This is a genomic window from Novosphingobium sp. MBES04, assembly GCF_000813185.1.
Lineage (GTDB): Bacteria > Pseudomonadota > Alphaproteobacteria > Sphingomonadales > Sphingomonadaceae > Novosphingobium > Novosphingobium decolorationis.
Genome location: NZ_DF850488.1, coordinates 1,938,645 through 1,957,582 on the forward strand (window position 1 = coordinate 1,938,645; position 18,938 = coordinate 1,957,582).

Sequence of the window (18,938 nt, forward strand, 5' to 3'; positions counted from 1 at the left end):
GTAGTCGACCGTCAGCGTGATGTTGCGGGTCGCTGGATCACCGCGCCGAAGGTGTACGAGGTCGACTTCTCGGACTTCAGGTCCGGGTTGCCGGCCGAAGTGATGCCCACGCTGTAGCCGCCCTCGTAGTAGCCGGGGTTGCTGGCGTGTGCGTCACAGAACGACTGGAACGCGGCATTGCTGCAGTTGATCGTCGAGGTGATGTAGCCGGTCGAAGGCAGCTGGAACGATTCGTTCAGGTTCGGGGCACGGAAGCCCTTGGTGAACGTGCCGCGCAGCTTGATCTCGTCGATCGGCTGGAATTCGGCCTCGAACTTGGGCGCGAAGTTTTCCTGGCCGGTCGAGTAGTGGTCATACGAGCCGTCGGCCTTCACGCGGAATTCGTCCACGATCGGAACCGAGATTTCGTAAGCCGCCGACCACACGTCGCGGTGACCCTTCACGCCGATGGCGTTGATGCCGTAGTAGCGATCCGCCGGGTTGACGTCGTTGGGGGCGTTCGAGCTCGGGTTGTTGATCGACTCGTAGCGGTACTGGCCCTGGATGGCCACGTTGACCATGCCGCCCGGCAGCTCGAACACGTCCTTGCTGAGGGTCGCCATGACCTGCGCCAGCTTCGAGGTCGCGCGCTTGTGCTGGTCGGGGAACACGCCCTGGATGGCTTCGGCCGAGTTGGCCGAGGGATCCATGAAGTTGTAGGTGCCCTGCGCCACCGCGTCCATCAGGCCCTGGGCGTTGATGTAGCCGGTGTTGGTGACGTCCAGCGTGACTTCCGAGGCGGTCGCGCCGATCATGTAGTCCCAACCGTCACCGAACGAGCCGTCGACGCCGCCCGAGATGCGGTAGGTCTTGGCGTTGGTGTAGGTGTAGCGCGGCATGTCGGGCATGCCGAGCAGGCGGGCCGACTGGCCCTGCGCGGCAAACGGGTTGTTCGGGTTGAGCGTGCCGTTGCTGGCATCGCAGCCCGTGCCGCTCAGGATGTTGTTGGCCTCGCCCGACAGCGTGCCCACGCCGTTCGCGCAGACATAGGCGGGCAGGTAGATCTGGCTGATCGTAACGCGATCGCCACCCGCCGCGGTGCGGCCGGTCCAGCCCGAGGGGGCCATGCGGTTCGCGGTGGTCACGTTGTAGTAGTTGAACATCAGGAACGCCTCGGTGAGGTCGTTCAGGCGCACCGTGCCGCGCAGCGTGCCACCGATACGCTTGGTGCGCGCGGTGTAGGCCTCGTAGTCGTTGGTGAGGTCCTGCTGGCAGACCACCGAGGGGGTGCCGACAACGGTGGCGTTCTGCTGCTGCTCAGGCGTCAGCGTGAGCGCGTTCAGGCGGCCGCAGCCCGCGCTCGGGTTGAGCATCTGGTAATCGCCTTGCGCGACGTAGGCGCCCGTGGCGTCCTGCGTGAAGGGCTGGACGAAGGGCACGATGGTCGACTGGATGCCGCCGTAGCCGCCGTCGGCCTGGATGCCGTTGCGCACGTTGTTGGTCAGGCAGCCGTCGGTCGGGCCGCCGCAGATCGAGGACTGGTCAGCCGTGCTCCACGGACCCTTGCGGGCCGAGAGGTCCATCGCGGCGTTCTTCTGGTATTCGAAGTTCGCGTAGATGTTGAAGCCCTGGTCGTCGAGATCGCCGTAGCCATACGTGCCGTTGATGCGCTGCTCGTCACCGTCGCCGCGCTGCGAGACGCCCATCGAGGCATCGAGGTGCAGGCCCTGGATCTGGCGCTTGGAGATGACGTTGACCACGCCCGCGATCGCGTCCGAGCCGTAGGTCGCCGAGGCGCCGTCGAGCAGGGTGTCGACGCGGTCGACAATCGAACCGGGCATCGAGTTGATGTCGACGATGTTGCGCTGGCCGTCGTCCGCAAGCGGGTAGTAGGCGGTGCGCATGCCGTCGAACAGCGTCAGCGTGTAGGCGTTGTTGAAGCCGCGCAGCGACGGGGCGGTGGCGCCCGTGGTGAAGCCGTTGCCCGACCAGCTGGCGGGGATCGTGCCCGCGTTGTTGGCGGTCAGCGTCTGCAGCGTGTCGGCGACAGTCTTGATGCCGCGCTTCTCAAGATCGTCCGAGGTGATCGAGACGACCGGCGAGGCCGTGGCAGCCGCCGGGTTGCGGGTGATCGAGCCGGTGACGATGATGACATCGTCGGCGCCTTCGCTGGCGGCCGGAGCCGGAGCGGTGGCGTCCTGGGCATGGGCGGTGCCGCACAGCAGGGCGAAAGCGGTCAGGCTGGTGGCGCCGCGCAGCGCGGCCTTCCGGAAAGTGGGTGTCACGTAGTTGTCCTTGTCCCTTGGAACCGGGCAGCGTGGGGGCGCTGGGGGATCCGGCTCGGTTGCAGGGCTCCGCGATCGGCAGACGCGAAAGCCATGAGCGCTGCCTGTTGGCGGGCAGGGAAAGGACGTTCAATGCTTTTGGAAATGTTGAAGCAATATATTTGCGAGGCGTTGCAATCATGCAACGCTTTGGTTTTAAATAAAAAATGTATCCTTTGGCCGAATTACTCCAACAAGATATCGGCATTGCAGAAACAAACTGCAACAATGTGATCGGGTGCAAGAAGGCTGCATTGTGCGACGCAATATTTGCGGGAGATCGGCTCTCGTTGCTCTTTCAAGTTCGATTGCGTCTGTCAACTGATCTGCAAAATGTCCTCTAGGTTTTTCATGGGCGTAGTGATGCGAACAAAATTGCCATAAAAATGTAATGAAGTTGCCTTTCTCTCCAAGAACTGGTGCGTCGCCCGAACCCTTCGTTGCCAGGTCCTCCCGAGCTAGCGGGGGCGTCAGAGACAAGGCCCGAATTTGCGGCCCCGGCCATCCGAGGGGGGATCAGAGCACCTTGAAGCCGACCAGGAGCGTCCTCTGGCTATGCGCCGAGCCTGGCACACGCCATGGCGGGAGGGGCGATCTCAGGTCTCCGGGACGGCAGGCGCACCCAGAAGGTAGGCGGTGAGCTCGGCCGGGGTCACCGGGCCCAGCGCGGCGTCGAGGTCAGCAGGCGCTGTGTGATGGGGGCGAGTATTGCCTCGTCCGTGCGGCCCGTGGCCTGGGCCCGGCGCAGGCGCCAGGCGGCGAGCCTGGTGCCGTGGGCGAGCGCCAGTGCGCTCCGGTTATGGGCGAACTGCGCGTCGAGATCGGCCCGCCCATTCGCTGTCCTGGCAGGTCGGCCGGTCCTGGGCCAGGGCGGGCGTGTTCGGGGCTGTCGTGGTCCGGGCCGTACTCGCGGTGAACAGAGCCAGCGTGCGGATCAGTTTCATGAATCGCCGCTTTTGTGCTTCGTGGTGCCGGGGGGCCTGGGATCTAGTCTGCCTTGGCGAGGAGCAGCAGCGTGGCGAGCCCGGCGCTCATGCTGGCAAGGTCGTTCTCGCGGTCGAGTTCGAGGTACTCATCGAGCGAGTGCGCGCGGTGCGTAGTGAAGCCTGAGCCCAGCGTGACGGCGGGAATGCCCAGGCTCATCGGGAGGTTGCTGTCGGTCGAACTGCTGCCGTAGTGGACTTGGAAGCCCATCGCCTCGCTGCTGGCGCGCGCATATTCGACGATCGGCGCGGAGCGCGCGGTGAGGCCGACCGGGCGATCGCCGATGAGCGTGGTCTCATAGGTGATCTCGCCCTGCTCGGTCGAGCGCGCGGCGTTCTCGCGCGCGGCGGCGCCGGGCAGGATGGCGAGGAAGGCGGCTTCCTCCTTTGCCAGTTCCTCGGCGCTCTCCGAGCGCATGTCGACAGTCATCGTCGTTGCGAAGGGGATCGAGTTGACCGAGGTGCCGCCCTCGACGATCCCCACGCTGTAGGTCGTCTTCGGCGAGGCGGGCACCTGCATCCTGGCGAACTGGGTTATCGCATCGCTCATCGCGTAGGCCGGGTTGACCAGGCCAAAGGCGCCGTAGCTGTGCCCACCGGGCCCCTTGAAAGTCACCGTGTAGCGCCTGGAGCCGATGCCGCCATGGGTGATGCGCCCGGCCTTGCCCGGCTCGAAGGAGATGAAGGCGTCGATCTTGCCTGCGTAGGGGCCTTCGTTGAAGAGATGGCGCATGCCGCGAAGGTTGCCCGGGCCCTCTTCGCCCACATCGCCCAGGAACAGGATATCGGCCCTGGTCGTGTATCCGGCCTTGTCCATGGCGCGGATGAAGGCGAGGAGCACCGGCAGGCTGCTGGTGTCATCGCCGATCCCGGGGGCCGCCAGGCGATTGCCCTCGCGCTTTACGGTGACGTCGGTACCCTCTGGGAAGACGGTGTCGAGGTGTGCGGCGACCGCGATCAGCGGCCCGCCGCCCGATCCCCTGCGCAGGCCCATGACATTGCCTTGGGCATCGGTCTGGACGTTCTCGAGCCCGGCGGCCTTCAGCATCTGCGCGTAGGCGGCGGCGCGCCTGGCCTCCTTGAACGGGGGCGCCTCGATCTCGGTCAGGGTGATGAGATCGGCGACAATGGTGTCGTAGTCGGCCGCGAGCGATTTCCTGGCGGCCTCGAACCTGGGGCTGGCGAGGAGGCGGCTGGCCTCAATGTCATAGTCCTGCGCCTCGGCGGGCTGGGGGGCCAGCGCAAGGCCTGCGAGGCCAGCGGCAACGCCCCATGCACGCGCCATTACAGATGTACGTGGGAGGGCGGACGCGTGGCCGCGTGCCGAAAGAACGTGCTGTATGGTCATGAGATCGGCAGGGCCCCCTGTGTTTTCGGACGCGCGCGCCTCGCGGTGCGGATGGAACGGCGCGCCCATTCCGGAGCCACTCTACCGATGGTGCGGGCGCTGGCAATGCGCGGGGATCATGGCGGGATCAGGTATGGTCCCAACCTTCGCAAGCCGAGGCGGCCCTTAATCGTTCGCGTTCCCTTCCTGTGGAGCAGCAAGTCGTCTGGCCAGGACCACCATCGCCCAGGTGTCGCGGGTGCAATAGGCCCGCAATGCCTCTTCCAGCGCGCGGCGGCGCTCGGGTGAGGTAGCGGGCGAACTGGCTTCCAGAAAGCTGTCCTGTGCCATCGCGCCGTCCTGAACGGCAAGCTGCGTGTAAGCGAGTTCCGGGGCAATCGTGGGCAGCACCGCCTTGATCGACCAGGAGCCACGCTGGTCGCGGTGGTACCAGTGGTTGCGGGTGACGGGGAGCAGGTCGACCGTACGTTCGGCAAGCGCCATCAGGGGGGCTTCGAAGGCAGGGACCTGGCGTGCCAGCGCGCGCAGGATCGCGCGCTCGAACCCGGCGTTGTAGGCAATGATGGTCGCGTTGGGTGGGATCGTGCGCGCCAGCGCCTCGGCGCAGCCCGGTCGCGGGTCGCTGCCATCGACGCACAGGTATTGATGGTGGGTCACCGTGCCATCGGCCTGCTCGAGGTGAAGCGAGAACTGGAAGGGAACCTGCTGGTAGGGCCGGGTGCCTGCCCAGAGCGGGACCGAGGCGGCAATCGTCTCGAAATCGAGCCAGGCGCGGGGGCAGTTCCAAGAGCCCATGGCGCGGCGCGCGCCCTGGGCGTCATGAAACGGGGTGCCGCTCTGGGTGGCCGCCACGATGCGGGCCTCACGTGGCTTGGCCATGGTTGCGGCGTCAAGTTCCAGAAGGTCCCACACGCCCTTGCGGGCCCACTTGCGCCCGCCTCCGTCCGGCAGAAGCGTGACCGGCCATTCCGGCGCGTCCTCCAGCGCCTGGCAATGCGCGGCGAAGGGGCAGGGCGCAGGCTTGCGGCAATGCGGGCCGGTCGGGCAGTCCGGTTCGGGTCCCGCGACGATCCGGCGGGCTTCGCCGAGCAGATCGGCCATGTCGGATTGCTGCGCGCGCGCGGAGGCGGTGACGTCGGTGTCGGTGAAGAGGCCGCGATACTCCCCCGGCGTGTCGAGCACGAAGTCGGGGGCGATATGGCGGATCCGGGCGCGCGAGATCGGCAATCCGCACTGCTCGACGATCCACATCTGGGCCGCCAGCCTGGCGACATGCTGAGGCTTGGGCTTGGTGGTCCTGAGGACGGCATGGAGCCGCCAGCGCCCCGGCGCCAGGGGGTCGCGGATGAGCAGGTCCACATCGGCCACGAGGCCTTCGTGATCGAAGCGGGCCTCGAAGATAGGACCCGGATGCCCGGCGGCCAGGATCTGGCGGGTACGTCGCAGCGCCGTTACGTGGTTTTGGTGCGGGCCAAGGCGCGTGCCGGTGCCTTCCTGCTCGCGGGCCAGTTCGTGAATGTCGAAGGGCGCGCTCTCGAAGTGGGGCGTGGCTCGCGCCAACTCGGGGTGATAGATCTCCAGCCAGAGCCGACGCGGGCACTGGGCCAGCGCGGCCAGATGGCGCGGAGTTAGTAGCCGGTCAGATCCGGGCAACGTGAGGATCGAAAGCAGGCATCGAATGGAGCGCTCCACGGGCAGGCCGCGCTCGGCCAACCCGGACAGGCGTGTGGTGCGGGCGGCGGGACTCGAACCCGCACGATCAAGGATCAGGGGATTTTAAGTCCCCGGCGTCTACCATTCCGCCACGCCCGCACAGGCGTGGGCAGCGATCTGGCAGATCGCGGGGCCGGCGGCAACGGGGAACTTGCGAGGACCTGGCCGGCGCGCCCGAAGCCCGACGTGCGGCGGCGCGCCCGGCCCGTTCAGGTGACGTTGAGGCGCGCGCGCATTTCCTTGCCCGGCTTGAAGTAGGGCACCCGCTTTTCGGGGACCTCCACGCTTTCGCCGGTGCGCGGGTTGCGGCCCACGCGGCTGTCACGATGGCGTGTCGAGAAGGCGCCGAAACCGCGCAGTTCCACGCGTCCACCGTCGGCGAGGCGCTGGCCGATCTCGTTGAAGAAGGTGTCGAGCGCACTTTCCACGTCTTCGGCGCGCAGCTCTGGATTTTCCTTGGCGAGTGCCTGCAGCAGTTCGGATCTGATCATTGCATCCCCCAATTGCACCGGGTCCGACCATGCCGGACTTTCCGGAACTGGTTCCAACAGCGGCCCGAAAAAAGGACCGCACCCCTTCGAATCATAAAATTGCGTATTCAAACGTCCGCGTCGAAAGGGAAAATGACATTTCGTGGCGCATGACGCAACGCCTAACCTTTGCCCGTCCATTTCCAGGCCGAACCGCGGGCCTTCGCGCCGTGACATGGGTGTGCACGAGGCAAGGTCCCCCCTTCACAATGACCGTTTTGCCGCTAGGCTCGCCCGTCATACGCGGCCCGCGCCCCTTTGCTGCGCGGCGCACAGGGCCGAACAACACGATCAATCAAGGGAATTCCGGGGTCGATGGCGACACACTATGCCGAAAGCGGGGATGCCCGCGGCACCATATTGGGGCATCCGAAAGGCCTCTTCGTCCTGTTCTTTGCCGAGATGTGGGAGCGCTTCTCCTACTACGGCATGCGCGCGCTGCTCATTTTCTACCTGACCAAGCACTGGCTTTTCTCGGACGGGGAAGCGGGTGTCATCTACGGCGCCTACACCGCGCTCGTATACATCACCCCGGTGCTGGGTGGCTATCTGGCCGACCGCTACCTGGGGCAGCGCAAGGCCGTGCCTACGGCGCTATACTCCTGACATTCGGCCATTTCCTGATGGGCTTTGAAGGTTCGGGCGGACAGGATGCGGCCAGCCTCAACGTGTTCTGGCTGGCGCTCGCCTTCATCATCGTGGGCTCGGGCTTCCTGAAGGCGAACATCTCGGTGATCGTCGGCCAGCTCTACCCGCGCACCGATGCGCGCCGCGATCCGGCTTACACCATCTTCTACATGGGCATTAACCTGGGCGCCTTCCTCGGTTCGCTGCTGTGCGGCTACCTGGGCGAGGTCTACGGTTGGTCCTATGGCTTTGGTGCGGCGGGCGTGGGCATGCTGCTCGGCCTTGTCGTCTTCGTCGTCTTCAAGCCGCTCCTAATGGGCCGCGGCGAAGCGCCCAAGCCCCTCTCGAAGGGCTTCGAGTGGGCGCTCTACGGCGTGGGCCTCGTGGCCGTGCTGGCCTGCTGGTGGCTGGTGCAGAACCAGGCCGTGGTCGGCACGCTGCTCGGTATCTTCGGCGGTATTCTGGTGCTGGGCGTGATCCTCTATTCGGTGGTGAAGCTGCCCGGGCACGACCGCGACCGCATTTTCGCGGCGCTGTTCCTGATCTTCGTGTCGATCGTGTTCTGGGCGCTGTTCGAGCAGGCGGGCAACTCGCTCTCGCTCTTCACCGACCGTGAGGTTGATCGCACCATGCTCGGCTTCGAGGCACCCGCCTCGATGTTCCAGTCGCTGAATGCGGCCTATATCTTCCTTCTGGCCCCGCTTTTCGCCGGGATCTGGACGATGCTGGGCCGCCGCGGGTTCGAGCCTTCGGCCCCGTTCAAGTTCGGCCTGGGCGTCATCCAGGTGGGTCTTGGCTTCCTCGTCCTCGTCTGGGGCGCGAAGGCTGCGGGAATGGACAACGCCGTGCCGGTGCTCTTCATCTTCCTCATCTACCTTCTCCACACCACGGGCGAGCTGTGCCTCTCGCCGGTCGGCCTTTCGGCGATGAACCGACTGGCGCCCGCGCACATGGCCTCGCTCATCATGGGCACCTGGTTCTTTGCCTCGGCAACGGGCAACTTCGCGGCGGGCCTCATCTCGCAGGCGGCAGGCGGCGATGGCCTCGAAGGCGGCGAAGCGGGCAAGGAACTGGTGCTGGGCGTCTACAACACGGTGGGCTGGTATGGCGTGGGGATCGGCGTGGCCGTCCTCGTCCTCAGCCCGCTGGTCAAGCGCCTCATGCACCTCGACAGCTTGCGCGACGACGGCGCGGAGGACGACCTTGCCGGGCAGGGCGAGGCGGGCCTTGAAGCCCAGGAAGGCGGCGTTCACCCCGAGGTGAAGCCGAACTAAGGACACAACCCTCCGGCCCGGTCAGCGATGATCGGGCCGGAGTTCTTTCAAGCAGGGGCATGACACATGAGGATGACGTCGCAGATCGGGCGGTGGAGCAGCGCACTGGCGCTGACCCTCGCGCTTACGCTGGCGCCGGGCGCGCAGGCGAAGAAGAAGGAGAAGGACGCCGAGGCGTCGCGCGAGGTGCCCTACGCCTCGACTTACCAGGCCTATCCCGGGCGCCCGACGGCGCTGGTGGGCGCCACCGTCTATGACGGGCGTGGCGGCCGGATCGACAACGGCACGGTGCTCTTTGCCGAGGGCAAGGTGGTCGCCGTGGGTGCCTCCGACCTCGCCATCCCCGAAGGCTACGACCGCATCGATGGCACGGGCAAGTTCGTGACGCCGGGCGTCATCGACGCGCACTCGCATCTGGGCGACTATGCCTCGCCCGGTGTCGATGCCAACTCGGATGGCAATGAGGCCACCGCGCCGACCACGCCCGATGTCTGGGCCGAGCATTCGGTCTGGCCGCAGGATCCGGGCTTCAGCCGCGCGCTGGCGAACGGCGGGGTGACTTCGCTCCTGATCCTGCCGGGGTCGGCCAATCTCATGGGCGGGCGCTCGGTCATGCTCAAGAACGTGCCCGCGATCACCGTGCAGCAGATGAAGTTCCCGGGCGCGCCCTATTCGCTCAAGATGGCCTGCGGCGAGAATCCCAAGCGCGTCTACGGCTCGCGCGGGATGAAGCCGTCCACGCGCATGGGCAACTTCGCGGTCAACCGCCAGACGTGGATCGACGCCAAGGCCTACATGGAGGGTGACCACGAAAAGCGTGACCTTGCTAAGGAAACGCTGGAGGGCGTGCTGAAGGGCGAGATCCTCGTCCAGAACCACTGCTACCGGGCCGAGGAAATGGCGCTCGTGCTCGATATGGCGAAGGAGGCGGGCTACAAGGTCACCACCTTCCACCACGCGGTCGAGAGCTACAAGATCGCCGACATGCTGCGCGAGGCGGACGTGTGCTCGGCGGTATGGGCGGATTGGTACGGCTTCAAGATGGAGGCCTATGACGGCATCCCCGAGAACGCCGCGCTGATCGCCAAGGAAGGTGCCTGCGTGGTCATTCACTCGGACGACCAGAACGGCATCCAGCGCCTCAACCAGGCGGCGGCCAAGGCGCAAGGTGCCGGGCGCCGGATGGGGATCGACATCCCCGATGCCCAGGTCATTTCCTGGTTCACCTACAATGCGGCCAAGGCGGCGGGCATTGCCGATCAGACCGGCAGTCTGGAAGAAGGCAAGATGGCCGACGTCGTCTTGTGGAACGGTGATCCGCTCTCGGTCTACACCCGCCCGGAAAAGGTCTGGATCGACGGCGCGATGCTGTTCGATGCCACCAATCCCCGGATGCGTCCGGTCAGCGATTTCGAACTCGGCCAGCCCGGTGAAGGAGACGTGAAATGAGCCGTATCCTCGCATTTGCCGCCAGCCTGGCGGCCATCGCCGCGCCGCTTGCCGCGTCCGCACAGGACCTTGCCGTCACCAACGCCACGCTGGCGAAGGGCGATGGCAGCGAACCGGTCGAAGGTGCGACCGTTCTTGTCCAGGCGGGCAAGGTCGTGGCCGCAGGCGTGGGCGTCGCGGTCCCGGCCGGGGTCGAGACTGTGGACGGCACCGGCAAGTGGGTGACGCCCGGCATCTTCGCGGCGGTCTCGGACATGGGCCTGTGGGACGTGCAGGCGGTCGGCGACAGCAACGATCTCTCGGCCGACAAGAGCCCGTTCAACGCCAGCCTCGATGTCGTGCCCGCCTTGAACCCGGCCAACGAGCATATCGCGGTCAGTCGCGAAGGCGGGGTGACGCGCGCCAGCGTGACGCCGTTCCCGGGCAACGCGATCTTTGCCGGGCAGGGTGCACTCATCGATCTGGGCGCGGATGCCGGGCTGGTCGACAAGCCCCGCGCCTTCCAGTTCGTGGTCCTGGGCGAAGGCGGCGCGCGCGAGGCCGGCGGCAGCCGCATGTCCGCGCACGTCACGCTGCGCAATGCGCTGCGCGAGGCGAAGGCGCTTGCAGGCGCTTCGGCTTCCGCCGAACGGGCCTCCGATGCGCTGCTGACTCATGCCGATGCGGCCGCTCTCGCGCCTGTCCTCTCGGGCGAACAGGCGCTCTACGTCCATGTCGAGCGCGCTTCGGACATTCGCGCCGTGCTCGCGCTCAAGAGCGAGTTTCCCGCACTCAAACTCGTGCTGATCGGCGCGAGCGAGGGCTGGATGGTGGCGAACGAGATCGCCGCCTCGGGCGTCCCGGTCCTGACCATGCCGCTGCGCGACTTGCCCGAGCAGTTCGAGGTGCTGGGCGCGACCCAGTCGAATGTCGGGCGCATGGTTCAGGCGGGCGTCAAGGTCGGCATTGGCCTTTTCGTGGGCGACAACCAGCCCCGCCGCGCGGCCGAGCAGGCCGGGAACCTTGTGGCGCTGACCAAGCTGCCGGGAGCGACTGGCCTCACCTGGGCGCAGGCCTTTGCCGCGATCACCTCGATCCCGGCCGAGATCAGCGGCATGGGCGGCAAGGAAGGCGTCCTGGCACCTGGTGCGGTAGGCGACGTGGTGATCTGGGACGGCGATCCGCTGGAGCTCTCCTCGGCGCCCGAGGCGGTCTACATCGACGGGGTCAAGCAGCCCTTCGACAGCCACCAGGCACGGCTGCGCGAACGCTACAAGGACCTCGATCGCACCTACCTGCCCAAGGCCTACAGCTGGTAAGCTGGCCGTCGCGACACTTTCGCGCTCCGCAGGCGTTCATCCCCTGAAACGAAGAAGGGACACACGAGGACACCATGCGGATCGCGATTGTGACGGGCGGCGCCCAGGGTATCGGCAAGGGGGTGGTCCTCCATCTCCTTGGCAAAGGGTGGAAGGTGGCGGCCTTCGACCGTGACGACGAGGCGCTGGCCGACCTTGCGGCCAAGAGCGGCAGTGAGCAGCTTCTGACCCAGACCGTCGATGTGGCGGACGAAGATGGCATGGCGCACGCCTTTGCCCAGGTCGCGCGGTGGACGGACAATGCCGGCCTTGATCTCCTCGTTTCCAACGCGGGGATCGCGGATCCGGTCTCCGGGCCGATCGAGGAGCTTTCGCTGCAGGAGTGGCGGCGCTGGCAGGACAGCCACGTGACAGGGGCGTTCCTGGCCGTGCGGGGGGCGGTCGCGCCCTTGCGCGCGCGGCAGGGAAGCATCGTCCTCATGGCGTCCACCCGCGCGCTCCAGTCCGAACCCGATACCGAGGCCTACGCGGCGGCCAAGGGCGCGCTATGCGCGATGACCCACGCGCTTGCCATCAGCCTTGGCCCCGACATTCGCGTCAACGCGATCCTGCCGGGCTGGATCGAGACGGCCGACTGGCAGAAGGCCAGCACACGCAGCGAGCCCGAACATCGGCCCATCGATCACGCGCAGCATCCCGTGGGGCGGGTCGGCGTGCCTGAGGACATCGCCGGGACTGTCGCGTTTCTCGCCTCGGAAGGCGCAGGCTTCATCACGGGGCAGCAGTTCGTCATCGACGGGGGGATGACGCGCAAGATGCTCTACGCGCATTGAAGGAAGACGAATGATTCAAGGGCCATCGCCCCTTGACCCCAAAATCGGCAACCACACCTTATCTCCGCCAGAATAGCAGGTGGAAGGTGAGGTAGACTGGTATGGGGAGCCCGAGGGCGATGGCCCTCGGAACTTCTTCCTTCGTTCTTTCGCTCAGGCCCGCGCTTCGCTCACGCCCTGGCTGTTGTGGCGCAGGGCCGAAAGCACGGTGTCGACGATCTGCGGCGCGTTGAGGCCGGCATCGTCGTACTGCTTCTCGGGCTTGTCCTGGTCCTGGAAGACGTCGGGCAGGCGCATGGTGCGGATCTTGAGGCCCGCATCGGTGAGGCCCTCGTCGCTCGCCATGGTGAGGACGTGGGCGCCAAGGCCGCCGATCGAACCTTCCTCCAGCGTGATGACCACTTCGTGGTTCAGCATCAGGCGGCGGATGAGGTCGGTGTCGAGCGGCTTGGCAAAGCGCATGTCGGCGACCGTCGTCGGCAGGCCCTTGGCCTCCAGCGTGTCGGAGGCCTTGAGCGCCTCGCCAAGGCGCGTGCCGAGCGAGAGAATGGCGACCTTGCCGCCCTTTTCCGCCGAACCGCGCACCACGCGGCCCTTGCCGATCTCGAGGCGCAGCGGGGTCTCGGGCAGTTCCACGCCCACGCCGTTGCCACGCGGGTAGCGGAAGGCGATGGGGCCACTGTCATGCAGCGCGGCGGTGTGGGTCATGTGGACCAGTTCCGCTTCGTCTGCGGCGGCCATGACGACCATGTTGGGGAGCGTCGCCAGGTAGGTGATGTCGAACGAGCCTGCGTGGGTGGCGCCGTCTGCCCCGACAAGCCCGGCCCGGTCGATGGCGAATCGCACCGGCAGGTTCTGGATCGCCACGTCGTGCACGACCTGGTCGAAGGCGCGCTGCAGGAAGGTGGAGTAGATCGCGCAGAACGGGCGCATTCCTTGCGCGGCCAGACCGGCTGCGAAGGTCACGGCGTGCTGTTCGGCGATGCCGACATCGAACGAACGCTCGGGGAAGGAGGAGGCGAACTTGTCGAGCCCGGTGCCCGAAGGCATCGCCGCCGTGATCGCGCAGATCGTGTCGTCCTTCTCGGCCTCGGCAACCAGCGCCTTGGCAAAGACGCCGGTGTAACTGGGCGGACCGGCGGGAGCTTGGTCTGCTCACCGGTGACGACATTGAACTTCTGGACGCCGTGGTACTTGTCGGCCGCATCCTCGGCGGGCTGATAACCCTTGCCCTTCTGCGTCACGACATGGAGCAGGATCGGGCCTTCGCCCGCATCGCGCACGTTTTCGAGGACTGGAACCAGCGAATCGAGGTCGTGGCCGTCGAGCGGGCCGACATAATAGAAGCCCAGTTCCTCGAACAGCGTGCCACCCATGGCGAGGCCGCGGGCGTATTCGTCGGTCTTGCGGGCAGCCTGCGCCAGCGGGCGCGGCAGGCGGCGGGCGAAGCGGCGTGCAAGCTCGCGCAGCCCCAGGAACTTGCCCGAGGACACAAGCCGCGCGAGGTAGGACGAGAGGCCCCCGACCGGCGGCGCGATCGACATGTCGTTGTCGTTGAGGATCACGATCAGGCGGTTGCCTGCGGCCTCGGCGTTGTTCATCGCCTCGTAGGCCATGCCTGCGCTCATCGCGCCGTCGCCGATCACCGCAATGCCGCGTCCGGCCACGCCCTTGATCTTGTTGGCCATGGCAAAGCCGAGCGCAGCCGAGATCGAGGTGGAGCTATGCGCGGTGCCGAAGGGATCGTACTCGCTCTCGGAGCGCTTGGTGAAACCCGAGAGGCCGCCGCCCTGGCGCAACGTACGGATACGGTCGCGGCGGCCGGTCAGGATCTTGTGCGGATAGGCCTGGTGGCCCACGTCCCAGATCAGGCGGTCGACGGGCGTGTCGAAGACGTAGTGCAAGGCGACCGTAAGTTCGACCACGCCGAGCCCCGAGCCCAGGTGCCCACCGGTCTGCCCCACGGCCGAGATCGTCTCGGTGCGCAATTCGTCGGCAAGCTGGCGCAGCTGGCCGGGCGCAAGCGCACGCAGGTCTTCAGGGGTGGAAACGGTATCGAGGAGGGGCGTTGCCGAGCTGGCGTTCATCAGGTTAGCCTTACACGTGTGCGGCGGGCATGTCGATCTGATCGACTTCGGAGCCATCGGGTCCTAACGGCCGTCCGTAAGGATTGTGCCAAGGAAAAGTCAAGAAATTGGCGGGCGTTTCAAGTTGGCACTGGGAAAAGAGAGCGCTTCAACTGCATGAGGCGCAGGTTCCGCGCAGTTCGACGACCGGGCGCACGTCGGCAAAACCGTTGTCGCGGGCGGCCTTGATGAGCGCGCCGGTCAGTTCGTCGTCATCAATGTGCACGACTTCGCCGCAGGCATCGCAGATTAGGAAGATGCAGTCGTGACGACAGCCGGGATGCGAATTGGCGATGTAGGCGTTTGCGCTTTCCACCCGGCGCGCCAGGTTCGTGCGCACGAAGAGGTCGAGAATACGGTAGACGCTGTTGGGGGCTACGCGCTTGCCGCGCAGCGCCGAAACGCTTTCGGCGAGGTCATAGGCCGAAGCGGGCGTGGTGCGTTCGGCCAGCGAGGCGAACACGTCCGCGCGCATGTCGGTCCACTGCTCACCCGCCGATACCAGCACGTCGCGCGCCGCCCTTTTCAGGCCTTCGCCGCTGTGCTCGTGGTGGCCGTGCGTGATTTCGCAGTCGTCGTGAAGATCGGTGCCCATGCTTCCAATATGGGCCATCCGGCCCCGCTTCGCAATGTCGGGTGGGGCCGTGAGTCCGGACGGCTGTGCGCCGCGTCCGGCGTGCCTCAACGTGTGGTGGCGGCTTCGGCCGGGGGGACCATCGAGTCCGAAAGCGAGGTGCCGGTGTCGATGCCCATGACGCCGAACACCAGCACGGCCCCACCGGCGAAGCCGAGAGCGAAGAAGCGGGCGAATTGGGTCTTGAGCAGGCGCATAGGGTATCCAGGCAATCTAATAGGTTCTGGCGGCGCGGGCCGCCGGTTTCTTCCGCGCCCTCTTGTCCCAAAACGGCTGACCGTCGAGTGAATAAAGGGCATCATCCGTTGACCGGACGATGAGTTGTTTCATGTGGGCGGCAGGGCGAGGAAATCGGCGGGAACTTGTCACATTCCTGTCGAAGGACTGTGCGTTTCCATCAGCATTTCGAAGAGCGAAAGCACGGCCAGAATCAGCACCGGCAAGGTCGCGCAGCCGAAGGGAAGGCCGAGCGCGGCGATCCAGCTGGCCGGGCGCGAGAGGCGCCCCATGCGCAGCAGGATCGCTGAAATCAGGAACCCGGCCATGAAGCCGAGCGTCACGAGGGGGCCGAGCCAGAGCAAGGTCATGTGTGCAGCGGCCCCCGGCGTGTCGGTGTCTTAGTGACGGAAATGGCGCATTCCGGTGAAGACCATCGCGAGGCCCGCTTCGTTGGCCGCCGCGATCACTTCATCGTCGCGGATCGAGCCGCCGGGCTGGATGATCGCGCTGGCACCCGCTTCGGCGGCGGCGAGGAGGCCGTCCGCGAAGGGGAAGAAGGCGTCCGAGGCCACCGCGCTGCCATGGGTGCGCGGCTTGTCCCAACCGAACTTTTCAGCCGCTTCGGCGGCCTTCATCGCGGCGATGCGCGAGGAGTCGCGGCGGTTCATCTGGCCTGCGCCGATGCCTGCGGTGGCGCCGTCCTTGGCGTAGACGATGGCGTTCGACTTGACGTGGCGGGCCACGGTCCAGGCGAAGAGGCAGTCGGCGAGTTCCGCGTCGGTGGGCGCGCGCTCGGTGACGACCTTGAGGTCATCGAAGCCGATGGCGCCGTTGTCGCGGCCCTGGACGAGCAGGCCGCCGGTGATGGGCTTCACGTTGAGGCCGCCGCGGCGCGGGTCGGGCAGTTCGCCGGTGAGCAGGAGGCGCAGGTTCTTCTTCTTGGCGAAGAAGGCGCGCGCGTCCTCGTCCGCGTCGGGCGCGACGACGACTTCGGTGAAGATCTGGCAGATCGCCTCGGCGGTCGGGCCATCGAGGGTCTGGTTGACCGCGACGATCCCGCCGAAGGCCGAGACATCGTCGCAGGCCAGGGCATCGTTCCAGGCGCCCAGCAGCGTGTCACCCTGGGCAACGCCGCAAGGGTTGGCGTGCTTGACGATGACGACCGAGGGCTTCTGGCCCTTGAACTCGGCGGCGAGTTCGAAGGCAGCGTCGGCGTCGTTGTAGTTGTTGTACGAGAGTTCCTTGCCCTGGATCTGCTCGGCCTGGGCAAGACCCTTGGTGTAGGGACCGACCGGCGTGTAGAGCGCGGCCTTCTGGTGCGGGTTCTCACCATAGCGCAGGGTGGTGGAGAGGCGGCCGTTGACGGCGAGCATCTCGGGGAATTCCTGGCCCTGGTCGGCAAAGGCGAACCACTGCGAGATCATCGAATCGTAGGCGGCGGTCTGGGCAAAGGCGCGCGCGGCCATCAGCTTGCGGAACGCCAGCGTGGTGGCGCCGTCGGTGGCCTCCAGCTCGACCATCAGGCCCTCGTAGTCGACGGGGTCGGTGACGATGGTGACGTAGGCGTGGTTCTTGGCCGCCGAGCGCACCATCGAGGGGCCGCCGATGTCGATGTTCTCGATGATCGTGTCGCGGTCCGCGCCCTTGGCGACAGTTGCCTCGAAGGGGTAGAGGTTGACGACGACGAGGTCGATCGCGCCGATTTCATGCTCGGCCATCGCGGCGGCATGCTCGGGGTTGTCGCGCACGGCCAGGAGCCCGCCGTGGACCTTGGGGTGCAGCGTCTTGACGCGGCCGTCCATCATCTCGGGGAAATTGGTCACTTCCGAGATGTCCTTGACGGTCAGGCCCGCCTCGCGCAGCGCCTTGGCGGTACCGCCGGTCGAGACCAGCTCGACGCCGCGATCGGCAAGGACCTTGCCCAGTTCGGCAAGCCCGGTCTTGTCGGAAACCGAAAGCAGGGCGCGGCGGATCTGGACAGTATCGCTCATGGTCGAAAGGCTTCCTTGCAAAGAAGAGGGCGTCAAGTCTTTGCGCGCGCCCTTAGGCCGCGGACGGGACAGGAGCAAGGGTACGTGCGGCAAAAAGTGGCCCGCAAGGCCGCGTCCGCACCCGAAGGGCGGACAGGGTGACACAAAGTTGACACAGGTGACACGGTCCAGGGGGTGTCACCGGCCCCCGCGTGTCACCTTCAAAAACGTTCGGTTCCAAAGGGAGAGTGAAGCGTGCGACCGCATCCGTCCCGTCTCGCACAAGGGCCTGGGTGTAGGAAAGCAAAATCCAAAGCCGCACAGAAACGAAGCAAGGCCAATGCGAGGGCCATCGCCCTCGCGCTCCCGGAATCGGACAGGGCAGGGCGCGAGGTGAAGCCTGCGCTTGGGACCCTCGCGACGGTCGGCTTCTGAGGAAGCGGTGCAGGAAAGCGACCATTCCCGGACCAGCGAAAGTCCTATTGGAGTGCAGCTACGCGCCCATCTCGGTCGTTCGACGGCAGTTTTCCTGCGCCTCAGAGCGGGCATCCAGATTTGACTTGGTCTGGGAGATTGCCGACGTTCGCGCGCGACATGTCGAACGGCAGCTTCTGTCGGAAGTCGAGCTTCAACGTTAGCCCGGCCAGCTTTCGATTAAGATAGATTTGGGCCGGTAGCAGCCTGACCGCTTATGGTCAGATGACCGTAAAAATGGATGCCGGTTGGCTCGGAAGTTCCCAAAGCTGCGCTTCGGCTCTCTGAGTGACAGATTCTCTCTTACCCCTTATGCTGTTCACACGGTCAACAATGGACGCATTGGCGCCCGAAGAGCAGTGGAAAGGCAATTGGCAAACCAAACTCAGGGAAACAGGCTCAACGCCCTTCTCGCTAGAATGGCCGAGCAGAAGGAACAGCGCGAGCGGGAGAAGCGCGAGGCCGTTCTAGCACAATTCCAGCAGGCGACCTTCCCGACGCCAGAACCAATCGCGCGCGCCATAGTGTGGTCCGCGCCCAGCACTCGCGTAGAATTGCTTCGGCACCATCCTTACTGGAAGGAACGGAAGCTTAGGTTGGGACTCGACGCTCTGATCTCCGCTGCGCTTTCAGCCCACCTCGATCTCACCCGCTGCGAAGCAGCACTAGTGGCCTATGGAGCGAGCCGTGATTCCTTTGAGGATCACCTTGACCATACCGTGCAGCATCCCGCCCAGAAAGAAGTAATGGCGTTCTGCTCCGCCTTTACAGGTGCGATCGACACGCTGCGCCGGCTCACGAAATCCGTCCGGCCCGACCTTCACGAGCAATCGCGCGAACTGGGCTTCGACGCGCTATCGGGGCCTGAGTTTCGCTTTCTGCGCGATCTAAGGAACAATCTCGCCCATGGGTCCGTCACCATGCCTGGCTGGTGGATTCAAACGGATTTCGAGACCACCACTGGAGCGATGCGTTTTGCGGTCGCCGAGTTGCTGGCCTTCGGCGACTGGTCGAGTGAGTCAAAACAGTATCTACGCGACGCGCCGGATGGGCATGTCGCCATTTCTGCCATCACAGCCAAATGCTCGGGCGGCCTTGCCCGCCTACGGCGTGCACTTCACTTGTTATTTGCCCGAAATCATACGCCGGCTGAAGTT

At 65.8% G+C, this 18,938-nt stretch carries 12 protein-coding genes, 1 tRNA gene and 2 pseudogenes; 5 read left to right on the forward strand and 10 right to left on the reverse strand.

Going from position 1 to position 18,938, the window contains the following annotated elements; all coding sequences use genetic code 11:
* Positions 1-11: 11 nt before the first annotated feature.
* The 5 genes from MBENS4_RS08505 to MBENS4_RS08525 form a co-directional block, all read right to left on the reverse strand.
* Positions 12-2,264, reverse strand: coding sequence for a TonB-dependent receptor domain-containing protein (locus MBENS4_RS08505; RefSeq protein WP_052322117.1), 2,253 nt, complete (start codon positions 2,262-2,264; stop codon positions 12-14).
* 1,026 nt (positions 2,265-3,290) lie between these two features.
* Complete coding sequence (locus MBENS4_RS08510) at positions 3,291-4,571, reverse strand: M20/M25/M40 family metallo-hydrolase (protein WP_052322118.1); 1,281 nt, start codon at positions 4,569-4,571, stop codon at positions 3,291-3,293.
* 228 nt (positions 4,572-4,799) lie between these two features.
* Complete coding sequence (locus tag MBENS4_RS26565; RefSeq protein WP_242404842.1) at positions 4,800-6,287, reverse strand: DUF2779 domain-containing protein; 1,488 nt, start codon at positions 6,285-6,287, stop codon at positions 4,800-4,802.
* A 74-nt stretch (positions 6,288-6,361) separates the two neighbouring features.
* Positions 6,362-6,446: transfer RNA gene (locus tag MBENS4_RS08520), tRNA-Leu, on the reverse strand.
* Between the two features lie 110 nt (positions 6,447-6,556).
* Positions 6,557-6,838 carry an integration host factor subunit beta gene (locus MBENS4_RS08525; RefSeq protein WP_039390108.1) on the reverse strand — a complete coding sequence of 94 codons (282 nt, stop codon included), beginning with the start codon at positions 6,836-6,838 and terminating at the stop codon, positions 6,557-6,559.
* Positions 6,839-7,192: 354 nt separating this feature from the next.
* Between MBENS4_RS08525 and MBENS4_RS08530 the strand changes: the two are divergent.
* From MBENS4_RS08530 to MBENS4_RS08545, 4 genes and pseudogenes are all read left to right on the forward strand, one after another.
* Positions 7,193-8,778, forward strand: a pseudogene (locus MBENS4_RS08530) (peptide MFS transporter).
* A gap of 66 nt (positions 8,779-8,844) precedes the next feature.
* On the forward strand, positions 8,845-10,227 hold the full coding sequence (locus MBENS4_RS08535; protein WP_039390111.1) for an amidohydrolase: 1,383 nt from the start codon (positions 8,845-8,847) through the stop codon (positions 10,225-10,227).
* Positions 10,224-11,525, forward strand: a complete 1,302-nt coding sequence (locus MBENS4_RS08540; RefSeq protein WP_039390113.1) for an amidohydrolase family protein — start codon at positions 10,224-10,226, stop codon at positions 11,523-11,525. Before MBENS4_RS08535 ends, MBENS4_RS08540 begins: the two co-directional genes overlap by 4 nt.
* A gap of 74 nt (positions 11,526-11,599) precedes the next feature.
* Positions 11,600-12,358, forward strand: a complete 759-nt coding sequence (locus MBENS4_RS08545) for an SDR family oxidoreductase (protein ID WP_039390116.1) — start codon at positions 11,600-11,602, stop codon at positions 12,356-12,358.
* 153 nt (positions 12,359-12,511) lie between these two features.
* On the opposite strand, the pseudogene dxs reads toward MBENS4_RS08545, so the two are convergent.
* From dxs to purH, 5 genes and pseudogenes are all read right to left on the reverse strand, one after another.
* Positions 12,512-14,445 (reverse strand): annotated as a pseudogene (gene dxs / locus MBENS4_RS08550) (1-deoxy-D-xylulose-5-phosphate synthase).
* 148 nt (positions 14,446-14,593) lie between these two features.
* The gene (locus MBENS4_RS08555) at positions 14,594-15,097 is read right to left on the reverse strand and encodes a Fur family transcriptional regulator (RefSeq protein ID WP_239026266.1); all 504 of its coding nucleotides are present in this window, start codon (positions 15,095-15,097) and stop codon (positions 14,594-14,596) included.
* A gap of 68 nt (positions 15,098-15,165) precedes the next feature.
* A complete protein-coding gene (locus MBENS4_RS25735; protein WP_159108032.1) occupies positions 15,166-15,330 on the reverse strand; it encodes a hypothetical protein in 165 nt (54 codons plus the stop codon).
* Positions 15,331-15,483: 153 nt separating this feature from the next.
* Positions 15,484-15,705, reverse strand: a complete 222-nt coding sequence (locus MBENS4_RS08565) for a hypothetical protein (protein WP_039390121.1) — start codon at positions 15,703-15,705, stop codon at positions 15,484-15,486.
* 30 nt (positions 15,706-15,735) lie between these two features.
* Positions 15,736-17,328 carry a bifunctional phosphoribosylaminoimidazolecarboxamide formyltransferase/IMP cyclohydrolase gene (purH, locus tag MBENS4_RS08570; protein ID WP_039390123.1) on the reverse strand — a complete coding sequence of 531 codons (1,593 nt, stop codon included), beginning with the start codon at positions 17,326-17,328 and terminating at the stop codon, positions 15,736-15,738.
* Positions 17,329-18,152: 824 nt separating this feature from the next.
* Between purH and MBENS4_RS25740 the strand changes: the two genes are divergently transcribed.
* Positions 18,153-18,938, forward strand: a 786-nt coding sequence (locus MBENS4_RS25740; protein WP_206778139.1) for a hypothetical protein, incomplete at its 3' end; no start/stop codon positions are given.